Genomic DNA, 17,313 nt, shown 5'->3' on the forward strand with positions numbered 1-17,313 from the left:
CCCAAGGATCGCCTCGCCTAAGATGGGCCCTCGAATCCCCTCGCGAGGCACACATGAATTTTTCCGAATTGATCCAGGCGGTCCGCCGCGACCCTTCCTCGGTGGTAGTACCGGCCAGTTGGGGCCAGGGCCGCGCCACCTTCGGTGGCCTGGTGGTGGCGTTGGCCTACGAGGCCATGCTTGCGGTGGTCGAGGCGGGGCGTCCGTTGCGCTCCATCGGCGTCAGCTTCGTCGGACCGCTGGCCCCCGAGCAGCCGGCGAGCTTCAGCGCCCGGTTGTTGCGCGAGGGCAAGGCGGTGAGCCAGGTACAGGTCGAGGTCCGTCAGGGCGAGCAGGTGGTGACGCTGGTCCAGGCCAGTTTCGGCGTCGCCCGCGCGTCGGCGGTGGCGGTGGAAGCGTTGCCGGCGGCCGGGATGAAGGGCCCCGAAGAGAGCCAGGAGCTGCCCTATATCCGTAACGTGACCCCGGAGTTCACTCGCTACATCGCCATGCGCTGGGCAGTGGGCGGCCTGCCGTTCTCTTCGAACAAGTCGCGCCAGATGGGCGGCTGGATGCGTTTCCGCGACGAACCCGAGGGAGAGCCCATGGAGGTTTCCCACCTGCTGGCGCTGCTCGACTCCTGGCCGCCGGCGCTGTTGCCGCACCTGGGCACCCCGGCGATGGCCAGCTCGCTGACCTGGACCGCCGAGTTCCTCCAGCCGCTGCCGCAGCAGGGCAGCGGCGACTGGTGCCGTTACCTGGCGGAGATCGAGGAGGCGCGCGACGGCTACGGCCACGTGGCGGCGCGGATGTGGAGCGCCGACGGCCAGTTGCTGGCGATCAGCCGGCAGATGGTCACGGTGTTCGGCTGAGGCGCATGTCAGGCGGGCGCGTACTCGGTGCGGTTGCGCCCGCCGCTCTTGGCCTGGTAGAGCGCGCTGTCGGCGCGCACCAGCAGGCTTTCCAGGTCGTCCCCGGCGTCCCTGCGCAGGGCGACGCCGATGCTCACGGTCATCCGCAGCGGTTCGCCGTCGGGATTGTTCACCCGTAGCGCCTCGACGCCGGCGCGCAGCCGTTCGGCGACGTCCAGCGCCTGGTCCAGGCTGACCTCTGGAAGCAGCGCGGCGAATTCCTCGCCGCCCAGGCGACCGAGCAGGTCCACCTCGCGCAGGCCCTGGCGCAGGGTCTCGGCGACACGTTGCAGGGCGCGGTCGCCGGTCAGGTGGCCGTGGCTGTCGTTGATGTTCTTGAAGTGGTCGATGTCCAGCATCAGCGCCACGCAGGGGTGGCGGAAGCGTTCGGCGGCCTTGAGCATGAGTTCCGCCTGGTGCAGGAACGAGTGGCGGTTGTGCAGGCCGGTCAGGGTATCGGTGCTGGCCAGCAGGCGCAGTTCCTGCTCCATGGCCTTGCGCCGGCTGATGTCGTAGCACCAGATCAGGGTCGCCGGCTCGCCGTCGATTTCCAGGTGGCGCGCGCAGATCACCGCCCAGCAAGGCGTTTCCCCGCATAGCTGGGCTTCCCAGCCATCCACCTGGCCGCGCGCCTCCAGGGCGTTCTGCAGGCGGCTGTATTCGCTGGTGCTGGCGAACAGCCGGGGCAGGTTGAAGTCGTCCTGGGCCTGGCAACCCAGGCGCTTGAGCAGGCGTGGGCTGACGTAATGGATGCTGGCGCCGCAGGCGCTGAGCAGGACCACGTCGCTCGGGCTGGCCTCGAGGATGAAATGCAGCAGCGCCTTGCCTTCGCTGAGCTGGCGGGTGCGCTCGCCGACGCGTTTCTCCAGGGTGGCGTTAAGCTCGATCAGATGCCCGGCCAGTTGCTGTGCGCGTTTGAAGTCGGTGACCAGGCGCAGCACCAGCAGGGCACCGCCGGCACCGATCCCGAGCAGCGCCCAGAACAACGCGTAGAACGCCCGGTGCAGGCGCTTGCGGTCGACGTCCAACTGGTTGGTCAGGGCGATGTTGCTGGCAACGACGATCTGGTGGGTCGGTTCGAGCAAGGGCGGAACCTGCTGGACGATCTCCGCGGCCAGGCGGCGCGCGGCGACGGGATCGCCCCAGGGGGCCTGGTTCGACCAGCGATCGCTGAGCTCGATCAGGCGTTGCAGGGTGGCCTGTACCTCCGGACGCGGTTCGGCGAGATGCCTGAACAACGACTGGCGGCGCAGCGGCGCGATCAGGCTGGCGAGGACTTCGAGACGGATCGCCAGGTCGTCGGCTTGGCCTTCGCCGCTCTCGGTGTGCCGCGCGGCGTCCAGCGTGCGATCCAGTTCGGCGCGCAGCGAGTAGGTCTGCCACAGCTCGTTGTGCAGGTTCGGCTGGGCCAGTTGCTGGGCCTGGCGCACCGCCAGCCACAGCGCAGCCCCGGCGATCAGCGCCATGAGCAGCACCAGGCCGAGCAACAGCCCCATGATCTGGCGTTGCCGGCGCAGCTTTGTCGGATCGAGCAGCGGCACAGTCATGTCCGTTACTTACTCAAGAGTGATGGAGCTGACCTGCCAGACGGTACGGTTGTAGTAGACCTGGTTTCTCAACTCAGGATAGCGGGCCATCGGGTAGATGATGAAAAGCGGTCCGCGTTCGCGGATCGCCATGTAGGCGCCGTTGCGGCGATAGGCGAGGATGGGCTGGTAGCTGTCGAGGTCGCTGTACGGGATGATCGCCGAGTAATCGTTCAGCGCCAGCACGCGCAGGCGCTTGGGCGGCGCCAGGTCCAGGTGGCGCAGCAACAGGCTGAGGCGCACGCCTTGCCAGCGGGCGTTGGCCTCGCCGGGGAGCTGGGCTTCCAGGGTCTCGCTGGGCAGGGCTTCGAGGTCGGACAGGGTCAGCCGTACGGGAGCGTCGCCGGACCGCTGCAGGGTGACGATCGGACGTCCGCCCAGCGGCACGGGTTCCGCGGCCTGGGCAAGAGGCAGCCCCAGGCAACAGGAAAAGACGATTAATTGACGCATTGACGGCATGTTGTCGGTCCACGACAGGATTCCGTCGATTATATCGGCAGCGTCGCGCTAAAACTGAAGGGCTGTGCAAAATCCCGGACGAACTGTCACTTATGCCGTTCGCGCCAAGCCCGCCACCAGGCGCCGCTGAGGACGAAGCGGGGGAAGGTGACGAACTGCTCGACGAGCAGGCGACTGACAGCGTCGCGCCGATCGCTGAATGGCTCGGGTGCCTGTTCCTCCAGCGCGTGTCCCTTGGCCTGGATCGCCAGGCCGGCGCCGATGCCGATGACACCGAGTACCACCTGCAGCAGGTCCAGGCCGAACAGGCCGCCGAGCAGCAGGATCGCAGCGACGATGAACAGCGGCACGGCGATCAGGTGCAGGACCAGGTTGGTCGGGTTGCGGTGGTTGGCGGCATAGCCGCGCCATTGCCAGGCGAGCAGGTTGGGATGACGTTTGCCCATGTTCTCGGTACTCCGTGACGGCGACCCGCGAGGCGGGTCGTTACATGTCGTCGAGTCTAGGCGGGGTGCGGTAGCGCGGCGAATGATTCCTGCCTATCCGGGCGATAGGCAGGTGCGCCTGCGGATCAGAGGCGTAGCTGGCCGATGGCGCGGGTCAGATCGCCCGCCAGGTCGACCAGTTGCTGGCTGGTGGCCGCCGACTCGACGGTCTGCTGCACGGTGAGTTCGGTGACGTCGCGGATGCCCACCACCGAACGGGTCATCTCTTCCGCGACCTGGCTCTGCTGTTCGGCGGCGACGGCGATCTGCGTGTTGCTTTCGCGCATCTGCGCCACCGCGTTGGCGATCGCCGCCAGCGCCTCGCCGGCGTCGCCGGCCTGGCTGACGCAACCGTCGGCCTTGAGCGAGCTTTCCTGCATGAACTCCACGGCGTCGCGGGTGCCCGACTGCAGGGCGAGGATCATCTGGGTGATCTCGTCGGTGGAGTCCTGCACGCGACGGGCGAGGTTGCGCACCTCATCGGCCACCACGGCGAAGCCGCGGCCCATTTCCCCGGCCCGCGCGGCCTCGATGGCGGCGTTGAGGGCAAGCAGGTTGGTCTGTTCGGCGATGCCGTGGATCACGTTGACCACGCCGCTGATCTTCTGGCTGTCCTCGGCCAGCTTCTGGATCATCTCGGCGGTGTCCTGGACGCCCTGGGACAACCCGGCGATCGACGCGCTGACCCGGCTCACCGCCTGCTGGCCGGCGCCGGCCAGGCGGTCGGCTTCCTGCGACTGGTCACGGGTGTCGGCAGCGTGCTGGGCGATATGGAAGACCGTGGTGGACATCTCGTTGATCGCGGTGGCGGTCTGGTCGGTCTCGCTCTGCTGGCCGAGCATGCCCTGGCGTACCTGGCCCATGCTGCGGGCCAGCGCCTGGGCGCCTTCGTCGAGCTTGGTAGCGGCCGCGGCGACGGTGCTGACGATGCGCTGGTAGCCGGCCTGCATGGCGTTGAAGGCGCTGGCCATCTGGCCGACTTCGTCGCGTCCCTGCAGCGGTACGCGAGCGGACAGGTCGCCGCTCTTCTCGACGTGCAGCATCACGTCCTTGAGGGTATGCAGGTGGGTGAGGATGAAGCGGATCAGCAGTTGCGAGGCCGCCAGCAGCGCCAGCATCAGCACCAGCACGGCGACGGCGTAAGCGCCGGCCCGGTCGGCGAAGACCTGCCACAGGTCGCTGGCCGGGGCAAGCACGGCGAAGCGCTGGCCGGAGCCGGTCTGGCCGACCCAGGCGCCGAGTAGCGGGGTATCGCCCTGGCGCGCGCCGGACAACTCGATCCAACCCTGCCCCTTGCCCAGCGCCTGGGCAGCGGTGCCGCCCAGGCTCGCGGCCTGTTCCAGCGGCAGCAGGTTGCTGCGGGCGGGCAGGGCGCTGCCCGCCGGCCAGCTCTGAACCAGCTCGCCCTCGGCGGCGGCGGCGCGCTGGGCGGAAGCGTTGCGCCCGGCGGCTTCCTGCTGCATGGCGAACAACACCAGCAGCAGGGTGGTGAAGAAGGCCACCGCGTTGACGGCCCAGAACTTGTATTTCAGTGGAATGTCGCTGATCCAGGTGCCCATAGGGGGATTTCTTCTTATCGGCAAGCTAATGGCAAGGCGCCATTATCTTGAAAGCTGAGTAAGGGGCAATCGTTGATGCGGGTCAACGAGACCGTTCGTCAGCTTAGCGGCCGATCCGCCGGGAGCTTGAGGGCGATCTCAGTCGATCGTCGGCAGGCCGAAGAACGCCCGCGCCGCGGCGCTGGTGTGAGCGGCCAGGCGCTCCGCGCTCTCGCCGCGATGGCGGGCCACGCAGTCGAGCACCTCGACCAGGTAGGCCGGTTCGTTGCGCCCGTTCTTCGGCTTCGGCCGCAGGCTGCGCGGCAGCAGGTAGGGCGCGTCGCTTTCCAGCATGAGACGGCCGACCGGGATCTCGCCTACCAGATCATGCAGGTGGGTGCCGCGGCGCTCGTCGTTGATCCAGCCGGTGATACCGATGTGCAGGTCGAGGTCGAGGTAGCCATACAGCGCCCGGCGCTCGCCGGTGAAACAATGTACGACGGCGGCCGGCAGGCGATCGCGGAAGTCGTGCAGGATCGCCAGCAGGCGCTCGCTGGCGTCGCGTTCGTGGAGGAACACCGGACGCTGTAGCTCGACGGCCAGTGCCAGTTGTTCCTCCAGGGCCTTTTCCTGGGCCGGACGAGGAGAGAAGTCGCGATTGAAGTCGAGACCGCATTCGCCCACCGCGCGTACCCGCTGGTCGTCGAACAGGGCGCGCAGGCCGCGAGCGGTGTCGCCGTTCCAGTGGCTGGCCTCGTGGGGGTGGACGCCGGCGGTGGTAAACAGCCGGCCGCCCTCGTCGAGTTCGCCGCAGAGCTGCAGCGCCTGTTCGCTGTCGGCCAGGCTGGTGCCGGTGATCACCATCTGCACCACCCCGGCGGCGCGCGCGCGGGCGAGCAGTGCTTCACGTTCCGGGGCGAAGCTGGCGTGGGTCAGATTGACGCCGATATCGATGAGTTGCATGGTGCCTTCCTGGAATTCGCAGCGAGGCGGCGCCCCCTCGATCGCGCCGGACCCGCCGGGGGATGGGTGGCAAACCGCTTGTAGAACAATCCGTTATAATCGCAGATCGGGTTCTTCGGCGCCCGGATTATCTACCCAATGCCTCCGTTTGCAGCCGCTGTCGGAGAGGAACTTGCCAAGACTGCCATGCTCTGATTGATCCGGTCCCCCGGAGAGGGACATCGAGCCTGGCCTCTGGAGACCTGGATGACGCGTCTGTTGCTGCTTTCGCTTTGCCTGCTGGTGCTCGCACCCTTGCCGGCGGCTGCGCGCATCACCGGCCAGCCGGACAACTGGCACAGGGAACAGCCGGAGACCCGCGACCTGGCGAGCATCCGCCGCGCTGGCGTGCTCAAGGTGCTGGTCAACCAGAGCCGCAACAGCTCGGGCGAGGTGAAGGGCGAGCCGATCGGCGTCGAGTACCGTCGCCTGCGCGCCTTCGAGCAATACCTCAACAGCCGCTCGCCGTCCGCGCGGAACCTCACCCTCAAGCTCATACCCAAGCCCAAGGACCAGTTGCTTGCCGCCCTGCAGCGTGGCGAAGGCGACCTGGTCGCCCCCGGCGAACTGCTGCCGGCGCACGACGGCCTGCAGGTCAGCCCGAGCGCACCGGTGCGCGCCGATGTGCCGCTGGTGCTGGTGGCGCGCAAGGGCAACCGGCGCTACACGCGCCTGGAGCAGTTGTCCGGGCGGACCATCCCGCTGCCGGCCGGCAGCGCCGCCGAGGGCGCCATCGAACTGGTCAACCAGCGCCTGGCGCAACGCCGCATGGCACCGATCCGGATCGAAAAGCTGGACGCTTCCCTGGCCGTCGAGGATGTGATGGAAATGGTCCAGGCAGGCATCCTCGGCTTCACCGTGGTCGAGCAGCCCATCGCCGAACGCTGGGCCAAGGTGCTGCCGAAACTGCGCGTCGACCGCCACCTGGTGCTGGACAATCGCGCCGACATGGCCTGGTACGTGCGCCGCGATGCCAGCACCCTGCGCGCGACCATCGACCGCTTCCTCGCCGACTACCGCGCGCCGGCCGACCAGGACGTGGCTTTCCAGCGCGTCTACCGGCGCGCCTACAAGGTCCGCAACCCCCTCGGCGCGGCGGACCGCAAGCGCCTGGAAGCGGTCCGTCCACTGCTGCAGCGCTACGCGCGGCAGAGCAGCATGGACTGGCTGGCGCTGGCGGCGGTGGCCTACAAGGAGTCGCACCTGAACCCGAAGGCGCGCGGTTCCGGCGGCGCCAGCGGGCTGATGCAGATCACCCCGGCGGCGGCGCGCAGCGTCGGGGTCGGCAATGTGCACGACAAGGACAGCAACGTGCTGGCCGCCAGTCGCTACCTGACCAAGATCCGCAAGCAGTTCTTCTCCAGCAAGCACCTCGACGAACGCGAGCGCCTGGCGTTCACCCTGGCGGCCTACAACATGGGCCCGGAGCGGGTGCAGAACCTGCGCACCCAGGCGCGTCGCCGGGGGCTCGATCCGAATCGCTGGTTCTTCCAGGTCGAGCGGGTGGCTGCGGAAGAGATAGGCATGGGTGTGGTGAGTTATGTCAGCAGCGTCAACAAGTACTACCTTGCATATGAACGCGAACGGGTTCGCCTGGAGCCCGGGGTGCGTGCGAAGACGGCGACGGCTCAAAAATAATCTATAAATTCGATATTGATAACGCGTTTTTTGCGGTTTTAATATCGAATTATCTTGCCTATAGTGTGCCCATCTTATCCCACACCTGAGGACGCACCATGAATCCACTGATCAAGACCATCCTGTCGACCAACGCCGGTGCCGGCCTGGCCATCCTGCGTATCGTCACCGGTCTTACCCTGATGTCCCACGGTTCGCAAAAGCTCTTCGGCATGTTCGGCGGCGCCGGCCTGAACGGCATGGCGCAGTGGTTCGAATCCATCGGCCTAACCCCTGGCTACCTGCTGGCGACCCTGGCCGGCAGCGCCGAGTTCTTCGGCGGCCTGGCGCTGGTGATCGGCCTGCTGGTGCGTCCGGCGTCGGTGGTGGTGGGCTTCACCATGATCGTGGCGATCTTCAGCGTGCACATCGGCAATGGCTTCTTCATCACCGACAACGGCTATGAATATGCCCTGACCCTGCTGATGATCAGCGTGGCGCTGCTGATCGATGGCGCCGGCAAGTTCTCGCTGGACGGCAAGCTGTCCCGCTGAACCGGGCTGGCGACGAAAAAGGGCGGACACCTTCGGGTGGCCGCCCTTTTTCGTTGCGGCGCGCAGCACAAGGTTTCCGCCTCGCCGGCCACGCCAGGGCTGCACCCCTGAGGGTAGCGTTATCCGCCGAAGCGCCCTTCGCCGCGTTCTTGGCGTTTCCGTGTCGGTCAGCGCTGCTCGGCCTGGCGCATCTGTTCCAGCGCGCCCAGGCGCAAGCGTTCCTGTTCGCTGAAGCGCTCCTCGGCCAGGCGTTCGACCGCCGCGCGGCGGTCGGCTTCGCTCAGCCCGGTATTGCCTTCGATCCGGCTCTTCTCGGCGAAATAGTCGTCCAGCCGGCCCTTCCAGGCCGAGCGTTGCCGATCGAGTTGCTCCAGGCGGGTGGTGGCTTCGGCGCCCACCAGTTGCTGACGCATCTGGCGGATGGCTTCCGGGCCGGCGCCAGCGGCCTGGAGGGCGGCGGTCTGCTGCTGCAGTTCGCTTTGCAGTTGCGGCAGCACGCTTTCCTGCTGGTCTTCCGGCAGGCTGGCGCGCAGGCGGTCGATGGCGGCGGCCTTTTCCTCGGCGCTGAGCTTGCCGTCCTGGCGGATCGCCAGGCGCTCCAGGGTGAACTGGTTGTAGGTTTCCTCGTCGGCGAAGAACGCCACGTGCGCTTCGTTGCTGAAGATCCGCGCGCGCAGGGCTTTCACCGCGGCTTCCCGCTGGCGCAGGGCGTCGAGGTCGGCCAGGCGCGGCAGGTCGCGTTCGAGCAGCACCAGTTCCTTCTTGTAGTCGATGTATTGCTGCATCAGCGCCAACGCCTGGCCGCGCGCCGGCTCCTGGAGTTCGGCGGCGATGTAGGCGCGCAGGCGGTCCAGGCTTTGCTGCAGGGGCTCTTCGCCGACGGCGCTGAGGAAGTAGTCGAACAGGTTGCGGATGTCGCGGGTGATCAGCAGGTTGCCGCTGGCGTCGACACTGAAACTGCCATCGACGCTGGTGCCCCTGAAGGAGGTTGGCAGCGGCGCGACCTTGGCCGGCATGACCTGGGGGGCCGGCACCGCTTCTCCCGTGGAGGCTGCTGGCGGGGCGCGGTCTGCGCCCGCCTGCGCGCTGGCCGGGGGCGCCGTCTCGGGTGCGGGGGAAGGTTCCAGCCAGACGAACCAGGCCAGGCTGGCGGCGAACGCCAGTGGAATCAGCAGGAGGATTTTCTTCACGCGAGGGGGCTTCCGGGAAAGGGCCGGGGCCGAGGCCCCGGCCGGGGTCCTACAGGCTGGCGTTCTTCAGGCGGTTGGCGTGCTGGCGGTAGACGCTGACCGGGCTGGTCTCGAACAGGCTGGTGAGGCCGAAGACCTGGTTCACCTCGTCCAGGTGGTTCATCCGGTAGTTGTCGCGGATCACCATGCCCAGGTGCGAACTGCAGGTGCCGACCAGGCCGTCGTTGGCGGTGCCGTTCTTGAAGGTCAGCGACGAGGCGCCGAGGAAGGCGTCGCTCGGATCGAGGAAGTTGGTCAGCGGCGAGGAACCGCTCCAGGAGTAATAGCTCACGCCGTTGACCTTGTAGGCGCCTTCGCCGCAGGCCGAGGTGGGGATGCCCTGCGGGTACTTGGCGTTGAAGCGCGCGGCCCCCTCGCTGTTCAGCGACTCCAGCGAGCCCAGTGAATTCTGCGTACCGGCGCTGCCGCTGGAAAGGAAGCTGATCAGCGCGCCGAGGCTGTTGACCAGCCCGGAGAGGACTGCCTCGCCGGCCGAACCCGGTGGGATCTGGCGCAGGAAGTCGGCGGTGTCCGAACCCTTGTGCGGGGCGCCGACGCTGGTGGCGGAAGCGATCAGGTCGGGACGTACGGCGGCGACGTAGCGGATGGTCGGCCCGCCGTGGCTGTGGCCGATCAGGTTGACCTTGGGCTGGCCGCTGAGGGCGACGATTTCCTCCACCTGTTGCAGCAACTGCTCGCCGCGGACTTCCGAGGTGTCCAACTGGCTGACTTCGGTGACGTAGACCTGGGCACCGTCACGGCGCAAGGCGCTGGGAATGCCGAACCAGTAGTCGACCCCGAGGATATTGTCGAAGCCGAGCATGCCGTGGGCCAGCACGATGGGGTATTTGGTCTGGGTGTAGGTGCTGGCCTGGATCAGAGGGCTGGCAGCGAGAGAGGCGAGGCCGATGGCCAGGCCGAGGGGGAGCAGAGACTTCTTCTTCATGTTGTTCTCATCTCAGGTTGATGGGGCCGAGGGGCGCGTCCTGCCAGCCATCGCCCGAATCCTTCCGGGAGAACCGCTTCGCTGTCCCTTGCGCAGGAACCGTGCCAGCTTCGGCTTTTTTCCTCCAGGCCAGGAAATCCGCGGCTTCCTGGCGGCCGGTCATAACCTGCGTGGCAGAGCGGAAGAGGCGGGTTGTTACGGCGCGAAACGCTCGTTTGAATCTTCCCCGCACAACGCCCAGCGACCGAGTGTGCGGTAGCGCACGCCCGCGGCGTCGTTTTGCGAGCAAAACAGGCTGAAATGGTCGACCTGCCATACGAAGGTTGGGGGTAGCGGGGCGTCCTTCAGCGGCGCGGCATCGCGAGCCAGGGTCAGATGGGGGCTGAATGGGCGGGTTTCCACGGGCAGCTCCAGTTCGGCAAGGCCGGAGCGCAGGGCGCGGCGCAGGCGCAGGAGGGCGCCGGGCGGTTGGCTGGGGGCCAGCAGCAGGATGCCGTTTCTCCAGCGCAGCAGGCGGTCGAGATACAGGTCGAAGGGCGCGGCCTCGATGGCCGCGGCCATGTCCAGCAGGGCCTCGAGCCGAGCGTACGGGACCTGCCCGAGGAAGGCCAGGGTCAGGTGCAGGTTCGCCGTCGCCACCTGGCGTCCGGGCAGTGGCCGGTCATCGCGCCACCGGCCGATCCGCTCGGCGAGGGGAGGTGGGCAGGGCAGGGCGAAGAACAGGCGAAGAAAGCGATCGGGCATGGGCGCCTCCGCGTGTTTCTTGACAGTCTCCATGCGGCTTTTCTAGGATGCGCGTGCGCCGATTTAAACAGCAACTTGCGGGGCGCCCGGCAGCAGCCGAAATACCGCTAAAGCGCTGGCTCGGTGTTGCCTCTCACCGCTGTCCAGCGGGACCGAAGAGGCGGAGACATGACGTCATGACCTGTCCCAGCACGCAATTGCGCCTGGCACCCATCACCACCGGCCTGGTCCGGCGGAACCCGAGGATTCTCCTCAGCGGCCCACACCAGCCGACCCTCGTCCGTTACCTCGAAGGCTGGCCGAAGCGCTGGAACGGTTCGCGTACCTTCCTTATCCAGTTCGCCCAGGACGGCAAGGACCTGGCGCGCTTCCCCAGCGACGCGTTCGACTTCGCCGTGGTCCAGGCCCCCGAGGCGGAAGAGCTGGACCTGGTGGTCCGGCAACTGATCCGGGTCGCCCGCCAGGGCCTGATCACCCGCCGTATCCTGCGCTGAGCGCGTGACCCCTCAGGGCGCCGGCGGATACTCGATCTCGACGACGAACCAGAGCTTTTCCCCGGCCGGGGTGCGCACCAGCACCTCGGCGTCAAGCTCCTTGCCGACCAGTGCGCGGGCGAGCGGCGAGTCGATGCTGATCTGGTTGTTGCGCAGGTCCAGTTCGTCGGGGCCGACGATGCGATAGCGGGCCTGCTCGCCGTCTTCGTCTTCCAGGGTCACCCAGGCGCCGAAGTACACCCGGTTCGGATCCGCCGGCCGCTCGCCGACCACTTTCAGGTTCTCCAGGCGCTTGCGCAGGAAGCGCACGCGGCTGTCGATCTCGCGCAGCATCTTCTTGCCGTAGATGTATTCGGCGTTTTCCGAGCGATCGCCGAGGGCGGCGGCTTCGCTGACCGCCTGGGTCACCTGGGGACGGCGCACGTGCCAGAGTTCATGCAGCTCTGCGCGTAACCGCGCGGCGCCCTCCGGAGTGATCAGCGGGGTGCCGGCGGTGCGCGGTGGACGATAGCGACTCATGGTTCGGGTGGTTCCACAAATGAACGGATGAAAGCCTGCCAGTGTATCCGATCAGCCCTCGCGCAGGACCCGCAGCGGGCTGCTGTTGAGGGCGCGACGGGTGCCCAGCAGGCCGGCGCCGCCTACCAGCACGGCGCCCACCAGAGGCAGTGCGAGCAACCAGGGATGCGCTTGCCACGGCAGGCCGAAGACCAGTCGGTAGAGCAGCAGGCTGACCGCCTCGCAGCCGAGCGCCGCGAGCAGGCCGCTGACTGCGCCGAGCAGGGCGAACTCCACCCGCCGGGTACGTTGCAGCAACTCGCGCTCGGCACCCAGCGCGCGCAGCAGGGCACCCTGGCGCACGCGCTCGTCGAGGGTCGCCTGGAGACCGGCGAAGAGCACCACGAAACCCGCCGCGAGAACGAACACCAGCACGTACTCCACGGCCAGGGTGACCTGGTCGAGGATGCTCCGCAGCTGGCTCAGCAGGGCGTCTACCGGCAGCAGGGTGACGGTGGGGAAGGCGCGGGCCAGTTCGATCAGGTCGCGTTCCTGGCTGGCCGGCAGGTAGAAGCTGGTCAGGTAGGTCACCGGCAGGTCGGTCAGGGTGCCGGGCTGGAAGACCATGAAGAAGTTCGGCTGGAAATTGTCCCACTTCACCTTGCGCAGGCTCTGGACCTGGACCTCGCGATTCTGCCCGGCGACGCTGAAGGTGAGCCGGTCGCCGACCTGGATGCGCAGGTTGGCGGCCAGCTTCTCTTCCACCGACACGCCCGGCAGGGCCCCCGGCTGCGGCGCGCTCCACCAGCGTCCGGCGGTGAGCTGGTTGCCGGAGGGCAGTCGCTCCGACCAGGTCAGGCCGAGGTCGCGCTGCAGGGCACGCTCGCTGCGCACGTCTTCGTCGAGCGCCTGGACCGGCTTGCCGTTCACCGCTACCAGGCGCCCGGGAACCATGGGGAACAGCGGCTCGGCGCCGGGGGAGAGCTTTTGCACGCGACGTTCGAAGGCGTCCTTTTCCGTCGGCAGGATGTTCAGGGCGAAATGGTTGGGGGCGTCCGGCGGCAACTGGGCCTGCCAGGTATCCAGCAGTTCGCCGCGAAGCAGGGCGATCAGGGCCATGGCCAGCAGGATCAGGCCGAAGGCCAGGCTCTGTCCGGCGGCGGCCAGTGGGTGCCGCAACAACTGGCCGAGTCCCAGCCGCCATGGCAGGCTGGCACGCGCCAGTGCCCGGCGCAGGCCGTTCAGGCCGAGCAGCAGGAGAGCGCCGAGCACCAGCGTGGCGACCAGGCCGCCGCCGAGCAGGGCGAGGGTCAGCTTCAGGTCGAGACTCAACCGCCACATGATCAGGCCCAGGGCGAGCAGGGCGCAGGCGTAGGCCATCCAGGTGCGCATCGGCACCGGCAGCAGGTCGCTGCGCAGGACCCGCAACGGCGGTACCCGGCCCAGGGCTGCCAGCGGCGGCAGGGCGAAGCCGGCCAGCGCTACCAGGCCGGTGGCGATCCCGGCGAAGGCGGGGAACAGGCCGCCGGCTGGTACGTCCGGCGGCAGCAGCGTGGCGAGCAGGCGGAACAGGCCGAGCTGCGCCAACCAGCCGAGCAGGGCGCCGATGGCGCTGGCGAGCAGGCCCAGCAGCAACAGTTGCAGCGCGTAGAGGAGCAGGGTTTCGCTGCGCGACAGACCGAGGCAGCGCAGCAGCGCGCTGGCGTCGTAGCGCCGTGCAGCGAAACGGGCGGCGGACAGCGCCACGGCGACGCCGGCGAGCAGCACCGCGGCCAGGCTGGCCAGGTTCAGGTAGCGCTCGGCACGGCCGAGGGCATCGCCCACCTGGCGGTTGCCGTCGCGGGCATCCTGCAGGCGCTGGTTGGCGGCGAGGCTGCCCTTGACCTGCTGGCGATAGGCCTGGAGGGCTTCCGGCGGGCCTTCCCACAGATCGCGGTAACGCACCCGGCTGCCCGGCTGGACCACCCCGGTGGCATCGAGGTCGGCCAGGCTCATCATGGCGCGGGGCGTCAGGCTGTAGAAGTCGCCGGCGCGGTCCGGCTCGTAGGTAAGGATGCGCGCGATGCGCAGCGGCTTGCGGCCGATCTCGATGCTGTCGCCGACCTTCAGGTCGAGGCTGACCAGCAAGCGCGATTCGACCCATACCTCGCCCGCCTGCGGACGACCGCCGGCCTGCTCGGCGGCGAACGGCGCGGCAGCGCTCTTGAGCTGGCCGCGCAGGGGGTAGCGGTCGCCGACCGCCTTGATGCTGCTGAGCTGGATGCCCTGGTCGGTGGCGATCACGCTGGAAAACTCGACGCTGTCGGCGTGGCGCAGGCCCAGACGGGTGCCGCGTTCGATCTGTTCGGCGCTTGCCGGCTGGGTACCGTTGAGCACCAGGTCGGCGCCGAGGAACTCGGCGGCGCGGGCGAGCATGGCGCCGTTCAGGCGGGCGCTGAAATAGCCGATGGCGGTGCTCGAGGCGACCGCGATCAGCAGGGCGAAGAACAGCACGCGCAGCTCGCCGCTGCGCGACTCGCGGAACAATTGGCGACCGGCGAGGCTCAGCAGGCGGGAGAGGGGCACCGGCTTCATCAGGGTTCGACCCGGTCGATCAGGCGACCGCTTTCCAGACGGATCAGGCGCCGGCAGCGATGCGCCAGACGCTCGTCGTGGGTAACCAGGACCAGGGTGGTACCGCGTTCGCGGTTGAGTTCGAAGAGCAGGTCGCTGATCCGCTCGCCGGTGGCGCTGTCGAGGTTGCCGGTGGGTTCGTCGGCGAACAGCACGTCCGGCTCCGCCGCGAAGGCACGGGCAATGGCGACCCGTTGCTGCTCGCCGCCGGAGAGCTGGCGCGGATAGTGGCCCAGGCGTTGGCCGAGGCCGACTCGCTCGAGCAGTTCTCTGGCGCGCTGGCGAGCGTCGGCGCGGCCTTCCAGCTCCAGGGGCAGCATCACGTTCTCCAGCGCATCGAGGCTGTCGAGCAACTGGAACGACTGGAATACGAAGCCTACATGGGCCGCGCGGACGCGCGCCCGCTGGTCCTCGTCGAGGTCGCCGAGGGCGTGCCCGGCGAGACGCACCTCGCCGCCGCTGGGCTGGTCGAGCCCGGCGAGCAGGCCGAGCAGGGTCGACTTGCCGGAGCCGGAGCTGCCGACGATCGCCAGGCTGTCGCCGCGGGCGAGGTCGAGGGAGAGGTCGTGGAGGATGGTCAACTTGCCTTCCGCGCTACCGACAACCTTGCTAAGGTTCTGCGCGTTGAGAATGCTGGCGCTCATGGAGGTTCCGATGCGTGCATTGCTGTTGAGCGGCTGCCTGGCCCTGGTCCTGCTGACCCAGCAGGCCGCGGCGCAGACGCTGTTGGTCGTGGGCGATAGTATCAGCGCCGCTTTGGGACTGGATACCAGCCAGGGCTGGGTCGCCCTGTTGCAGAAGCGCCTCGCCGACGAAGGTTACGACTACCGGGTGGTGAACGCCTCGATCAGCGGCGACACCTCCGCGGGCGGCCTGGCGCGCCTGCCGGCGCTGCTTGCCGAGGAGAAGCCGGCGCTGGTGGTGATCGAGCTGGGAGGCAACGACGGGCTGCGCGGAATGGCACCGGCGCAATTGCAACAGAATCTTGCCAGCATGGCGCAAAAGGCCCGGGCGGAAGGAGCGAAGGTGCTGCTGCTGGGTATCCAGTTGCCGCCGAACTACGGCCCGCGCTACATCGAGGCCTTTTCCAGGGTCTACGGCGCGGTCGCGGCGCAGGAAAAGACCGCCCTGGTGCCGTTTTTCCTCGAAGGGGTCGGCGGGGTCCAGGGGATGATGCAGGCGGATGGCATCCATCCGGCGCTCGCCGCCCAGCCGAGGCTCCTGGAAAATGTCTGGCCGACGCTGAAACCGCTGCTTTGAGACTTCCCCGGGAAACCGCTTTCGGCTAAGGTTGCGCACCCCTCAGGAGCCCCCCATGCCGCGTCCCGCCTGGACCCTCTATGCCTATCAACTGATCGAGCCCGACGATCAGCTGGACCTGTTCGCCTGTCGCGAGGTCCGGGTGCATGTGGTGGCGCGTCAGCTGGAGCTGGATACCCCGGCGGACCGCACGCTTTGCGGCAAGCTGCTGCCGGCCCAGCCGCGCTGGCAGCCGCTGGAACGGGCGCGTCTGCGCGACCGGCTGCTGTGTCCCGATTGCCGGAAACAACTGGAGGCGGAAAAGCGCGGGGAGCGCCTGTCCTGGTTGGTCTGAGCCCTCCCGGTGAAACCTGGCGGGGTGTTACACTGTCTTTCCTACTCCTTCATCGCACTCGCCAAGGATTCTCCGGAATGTTGTCGCGCGTACCCGTTGTCTCACTGTCTTTCGCCGCGCTGCTTTCGGCCGGCTCCGCATCGGCCCTGGAACTGCAGCTCCCGCCTCCGGGCGAGGACGTCGTCGGCCAGGTCCAGGTGATCAAGGCCAAGTACGAGGACACTTTCGCCGACCTCGGCGAGCAGTACAACCTGGGCTACAGCGAAATGGTCGCCGCCAACCCCGGTGTCGATCCCTGGCTGCCGGGCGTCGGCACCGAGGTGATCATCCCGACCCGCTTCGTGCTGCCGCCTGGCCCGCGCGAAGGCGTGGTGATCAACCTGGCCGAATACCGCCTGTACTACTACCCGAAAGGGCAGAACGTGGTGCACACCTATCCGCTGGGCATCGGCCGCGAGGGCTGGGGTTCGCCGATCGCGAACACCCGCATCACCGCCAAGACCAAGGACCCGGCCTGGTATCCGCCGGCCTCGATCCGCGCCGAGCACGCCGCCGATGGCGATCCGCTGCCGACCGTGGTGCCGCCGGGCCCGGACAATCCGCTGGGGCCGTACAAGCTGACCCTGGGCGTGCCGGGCTACCTGATCCATGGTTCGAACAAGAAGTTCGGCATCGGCACCCGCACCAGCCATGGCTGCTTCCGCATGTACAACGCCGACGTGACCCACCTGTTCTCGATGATCAGCGTCGGCACCAGCGTGCGTATCATCAACGAGCCCTACAAGTTCGGCGTGAGCAACGGCAAGGTCTACCTGGAGGCGCATACGCCGCTGAACGACCATGGCGACCCGTCGGTGGTGGACAAGCACACCGCGGTGATCAACACCCTGCTCAAGCGCGACGACCTGGCCAAGCGTATCCAGTTGAACTGGGACGTGGTCCGCGAAGTGGTGGCCTCGGAGGATGGCGTGCCGGTGGAAATCGCCCAGGAATCGGCGCCGGCGATGACCGCGACGGTGGATAGCGATCCTACCCAGCTTACGCCCTGACGGAGAGCGTCGAGG

Annotated in this window: 18 protein-coding genes; 7 read left to right on the top strand and 11 right to left on the bottom strand. The window is 67.9% G+C overall.

Annotated features, from left to right (window positions below):
• Positions 1 to 53: 53 nt before the first annotated feature.
• Positions 54 to 851 (top strand): acyl-CoA thioesterase, encoded by a 798-nt coding sequence (locus ACTJJX_RS05220; protein ID WP_003090970.1) that lies wholly within the window; start codon positions 54 to 56, stop codon positions 849 to 851.
• Between the two features lie 8 nt (positions 852 to 859).
• Here ACTJJX_RS05220 and ACTJJX_RS05225 read toward each other — a convergent pair whose 3' ends face one another.
• From ACTJJX_RS05225 to ACTJJX_RS05245, 5 genes are all read right to left on the bottom strand, one after another.
• Positions 860 to 2,437 (bottom strand): GGDEF domain-containing protein, encoded by a 1,578-nt coding sequence (locus ACTJJX_RS05225; protein WP_003119859.1) that lies wholly within the window; start codon positions 2,435 to 2,437, stop codon positions 860 to 862.
• A gap of 9 nt (positions 2,438 to 2,446) precedes the next feature.
• On the bottom strand, positions 2,447 to 2,935 hold the full coding sequence (locus tag ACTJJX_RS05230; protein ID WP_016852689.1) for a molybdopterin-dependent oxidoreductase: 489 nt from the start codon (positions 2,933 to 2,935) through the stop codon (positions 2,447 to 2,449).
• Positions 2,936 to 3,021: 86 nt separating this feature from the next.
• The gene (locus ACTJJX_RS05235; protein ID WP_003101677.1) at positions 3,022 to 3,381 is read right to left on the bottom strand and encodes an Mpo1-like protein; all 360 of its coding nucleotides are present in this window, start codon (positions 3,379 to 3,381) and stop codon (positions 3,022 to 3,024) included.
• 125 nt (positions 3,382 to 3,506) lie between these two features.
• Complete coding sequence (locus tag ACTJJX_RS05240) at positions 3,507 to 4,979, bottom strand: methyl-accepting chemotaxis protein (protein ID WP_016852690.1); 1,473 nt, start codon at positions 4,977 to 4,979, stop codon at positions 3,507 to 3,509.
• Positions 4,980 to 5,117: 138 nt separating this feature from the next.
• Entirely contained in the window at positions 5,118 to 5,921 is an 804-nt protein-coding gene (locus ACTJJX_RS05245; RefSeq protein ID WP_016852691.1) for a TatD family hydrolase, read from the bottom strand.
• 246 nt (positions 5,922 to 6,167) lie between these two features.
• Between ACTJJX_RS05245 and ACTJJX_RS05250 the strand changes: the two genes are divergently transcribed.
• Positions 6,168 to 7,598 (top strand): transglycosylase SLT domain-containing protein, encoded by a 1,431-nt coding sequence (locus ACTJJX_RS05250; RefSeq protein ID WP_003114749.1) that lies wholly within the window; start codon positions 6,168 to 6,170, stop codon positions 7,596 to 7,598.
• A 98-nt stretch (positions 7,599 to 7,696) separates the two neighbouring features.
• Positions 7,697 to 8,131, top strand: coding sequence for a DoxX family protein (locus ACTJJX_RS05255; RefSeq protein ID WP_003090958.1), 435 nt, complete (start codon positions 7,697 to 7,699; stop codon positions 8,129 to 8,131).
• 167 nt (positions 8,132 to 8,298) lie between these two features.
• Here the strand turns inward: ACTJJX_RS05255 and ACTJJX_RS05260 are convergent, their stop codons facing one another.
• The 3 genes from ACTJJX_RS05260 to thpR all read right to left on the bottom strand — a co-directional run bounded on the left by ACTJJX_RS05260 (position 8,299) and on the right by thpR (position 11,050).
• On the bottom strand, positions 8,299 to 9,321 hold the full coding sequence (locus tag ACTJJX_RS05260; protein WP_016852692.1) for a lipase secretion chaperone: 1,023 nt from the start codon (positions 9,319 to 9,321) through the stop codon (positions 8,299 to 8,301).
• A 49-nt stretch (positions 9,322 to 9,370) separates the two neighbouring features.
• Positions 9,371 to 10,306, bottom strand: coding sequence for a triacylglycerol lipase (lipA, locus tag ACTJJX_RS05265; RefSeq protein ID WP_014602739.1), 936 nt, complete (start codon positions 10,304 to 10,306; stop codon positions 9,371 to 9,373).
• Between the two features lie 195 nt (positions 10,307 to 10,501).
• The gene (gene thpR / locus ACTJJX_RS05270) at positions 10,502 to 11,050 is read right to left on the bottom strand and encodes an RNA 2',3'-cyclic phosphodiesterase (RefSeq protein WP_023082229.1); all 549 of its coding nucleotides are present in this window, start codon (positions 11,048 to 11,050) and stop codon (positions 10,502 to 10,504) included.
• A gap of 176 nt (positions 11,051 to 11,226) precedes the next feature.
• Here thpR and ACTJJX_RS05275 point away from each other — a divergent pair, with 176 nt between their 5' ends.
• Positions 11,227 to 11,544 (top strand): hypothetical protein, encoded by a 318-nt coding sequence (locus ACTJJX_RS05275; RefSeq protein WP_003452382.1) that lies wholly within the window; start codon positions 11,227 to 11,229, stop codon positions 11,542 to 11,544.
• A 12-nt stretch (positions 11,545 to 11,556) separates the two neighbouring features.
• Here ACTJJX_RS05275 and greB read toward each other — a convergent pair whose 3' ends face one another.
• From greB to ACTJJX_RS05290, 3 genes are read right to left on the bottom strand one after another with little or no spacing between them, the layout of a single operon-like run.
• On the bottom strand, positions 11,557 to 12,063 hold the full coding sequence (gene greB, locus ACTJJX_RS05280) for a transcription elongation factor GreB (RefSeq protein ID WP_003090951.1): 507 nt from the start codon (positions 12,061 to 12,063) through the stop codon (positions 11,557 to 11,559).
• A 51-nt stretch (positions 12,064 to 12,114) separates the two neighbouring features.
• Complete coding sequence (locus ACTJJX_RS05285; RefSeq protein ID WP_077688104.1) at positions 12,115 to 14,607, bottom strand: ABC transporter permease; 2,493 nt, start codon at positions 14,605 to 14,607, stop codon at positions 12,115 to 12,117.
• Between the two features lie 8 nt (positions 14,608 to 14,615).
• Positions 14,616 to 15,299 (bottom strand): ABC transporter ATP-binding protein, encoded by a 684-nt coding sequence (locus ACTJJX_RS05290; RefSeq protein ID WP_003090949.1) that lies wholly within the window; start codon positions 15,297 to 15,299, stop codon positions 14,616 to 14,618.
• Positions 15,300 to 15,309: 10 nt separating this feature from the next.
• Between ACTJJX_RS05290 and tesA the strand changes: the two genes are divergently transcribed.
• From tesA to ACTJJX_RS05305, 3 genes are all read left to right on the top strand, one after another.
• Positions 15,310 to 15,915: an esterase TesA gene (gene tesA, locus ACTJJX_RS05295; RefSeq protein WP_003114753.1), complete on the top strand. Its 606-nt coding sequence runs from the start codon at positions 15,310 to 15,312 to the stop codon at positions 15,913 to 15,915.
• Between the two features lie 55 nt (positions 15,916 to 15,970).
• Positions 15,971 to 16,249, top strand: a complete 279-nt coding sequence (locus tag ACTJJX_RS05300; protein WP_003090947.1) for a hypothetical protein — start codon at positions 15,971 to 15,973, stop codon at positions 16,247 to 16,249.
• Positions 16,250 to 16,326: 77 nt separating this feature from the next.
• Positions 16,327 to 17,298: a L,D-transpeptidase family protein gene (locus ACTJJX_RS05305; RefSeq protein ID WP_003090946.1), complete on the top strand. Its 972-nt coding sequence runs from the start codon at positions 16,327 to 16,329 to the stop codon at positions 17,296 to 17,298.
• The last annotated feature ends 15 nt before the right edge of the window (positions 17,299 to 17,313 follow it).

The organism is Pseudomonas sp. 22490 (genome assembly GCF_052044465.1).
GTDB classification, from domain to species: Bacteria; Pseudomonadota; Gammaproteobacteria; order Pseudomonadales; family Pseudomonadaceae; genus Pseudomonas; species Pseudomonas aeruginosa.

Excerpts from the sequence above, each read along its gene's own strand:
- ACTJJX_RS05240 (WP_016852690.1), bottom strand. The coding sequence starts at position 4,979 with ATGGGCACCTGGATCAGCGACATTCCACTGAAATACAAGTTCTGGGCC.
- ACTJJX_RS05290 (WP_003090949.1), bottom strand. The coding sequence starts at position 15,299 with ATGAGCGCCAGCATTCTCAACGCGCAGAACCTTAGCAAGGTTGTCGGT.
- ACTJJX_RS05300 (WP_003090947.1), top strand. The coding sequence starts at position 15,971 with ATGCCGCGTCCCGCCTGGACCCTCTATGCCTATCAACTGATCGAGCCC.
- ACTJJX_RS05275 (WP_003452382.1), top strand. The coding sequence starts at position 11,227 with ATGACCTGTCCCAGCACGCAATTGCGCCTGGCACCCATCACCACCGGC.
- ACTJJX_RS05255 (WP_003090958.1), top strand. The coding sequence starts at position 7,697 with ATGAATCCACTGATCAAGACCATCCTGTCGACCAACGCCGGTGCCGGC.
- ACTJJX_RS05230 (WP_016852689.1), bottom strand. The coding sequence starts at position 2,935 with ATGCCGTCAATGCGTCAATTAATCGTCTTTTCCTGTTGCCTGGGGCTG.
- ACTJJX_RS05250 (WP_003114749.1), top strand. The coding sequence starts at position 6,168 with ATGACGCGTCTGTTGCTGCTTTCGCTTTGCCTGCTGGTGCTCGCACCC.
- thpR (WP_023082229.1), bottom strand. The coding sequence starts at position 11,050 with ATGCCCGATCGCTTTCTTCGCCTGTTCTTCGCCCTGCCCTGCCCACCT.
- ACTJJX_RS05225 (WP_003119859.1), bottom strand. The coding sequence starts at position 2,437 with ATGACTGTGCCGCTGCTCGATCCGACAAAGCTGCGCCGGCAACGCCAG.
- ACTJJX_RS05305 (WP_003090946.1), top strand. The coding sequence starts at position 16,327 with ATGTTGTCGCGCGTACCCGTTGTCTCACTGTCTTTCGCCGCGCTGCTT.
- ACTJJX_RS05245 (WP_016852691.1), bottom strand. The coding sequence starts at position 5,921 with ATGCAACTCATCGATATCGGCGTCAATCTGACCCACGCCAGCTTCGCC.
- greB (WP_003090951.1), bottom strand. The coding sequence starts at position 12,063 with ATGAGTCGCTATCGTCCACCGCGCACCGCCGGCACCCCGCTGATCACT.
- tesA (WP_003114753.1), top strand. The coding sequence starts at position 15,310 with ATGCGTGCATTGCTGTTGAGCGGCTGCCTGGCCCTGGTCCTGCTGACC.
- ACTJJX_RS05235 (WP_003101677.1), bottom strand. The coding sequence starts at position 3,381 with ATGGGCAAACGTCATCCCAACCTGCTCGCCTGGCAATGGCGCGGCTAT.
- ACTJJX_RS05220 (WP_003090970.1), top strand. The coding sequence starts at position 54 with ATGAATTTTTCCGAATTGATCCAGGCGGTCCGCCGCGACCCTTCCTCG.
- lipA (WP_014602739.1), bottom strand. The coding sequence starts at position 10,306 with ATGAAGAAGAAGTCTCTGCTCCCCCTCGGCCTGGCCATCGGCCTCGCC.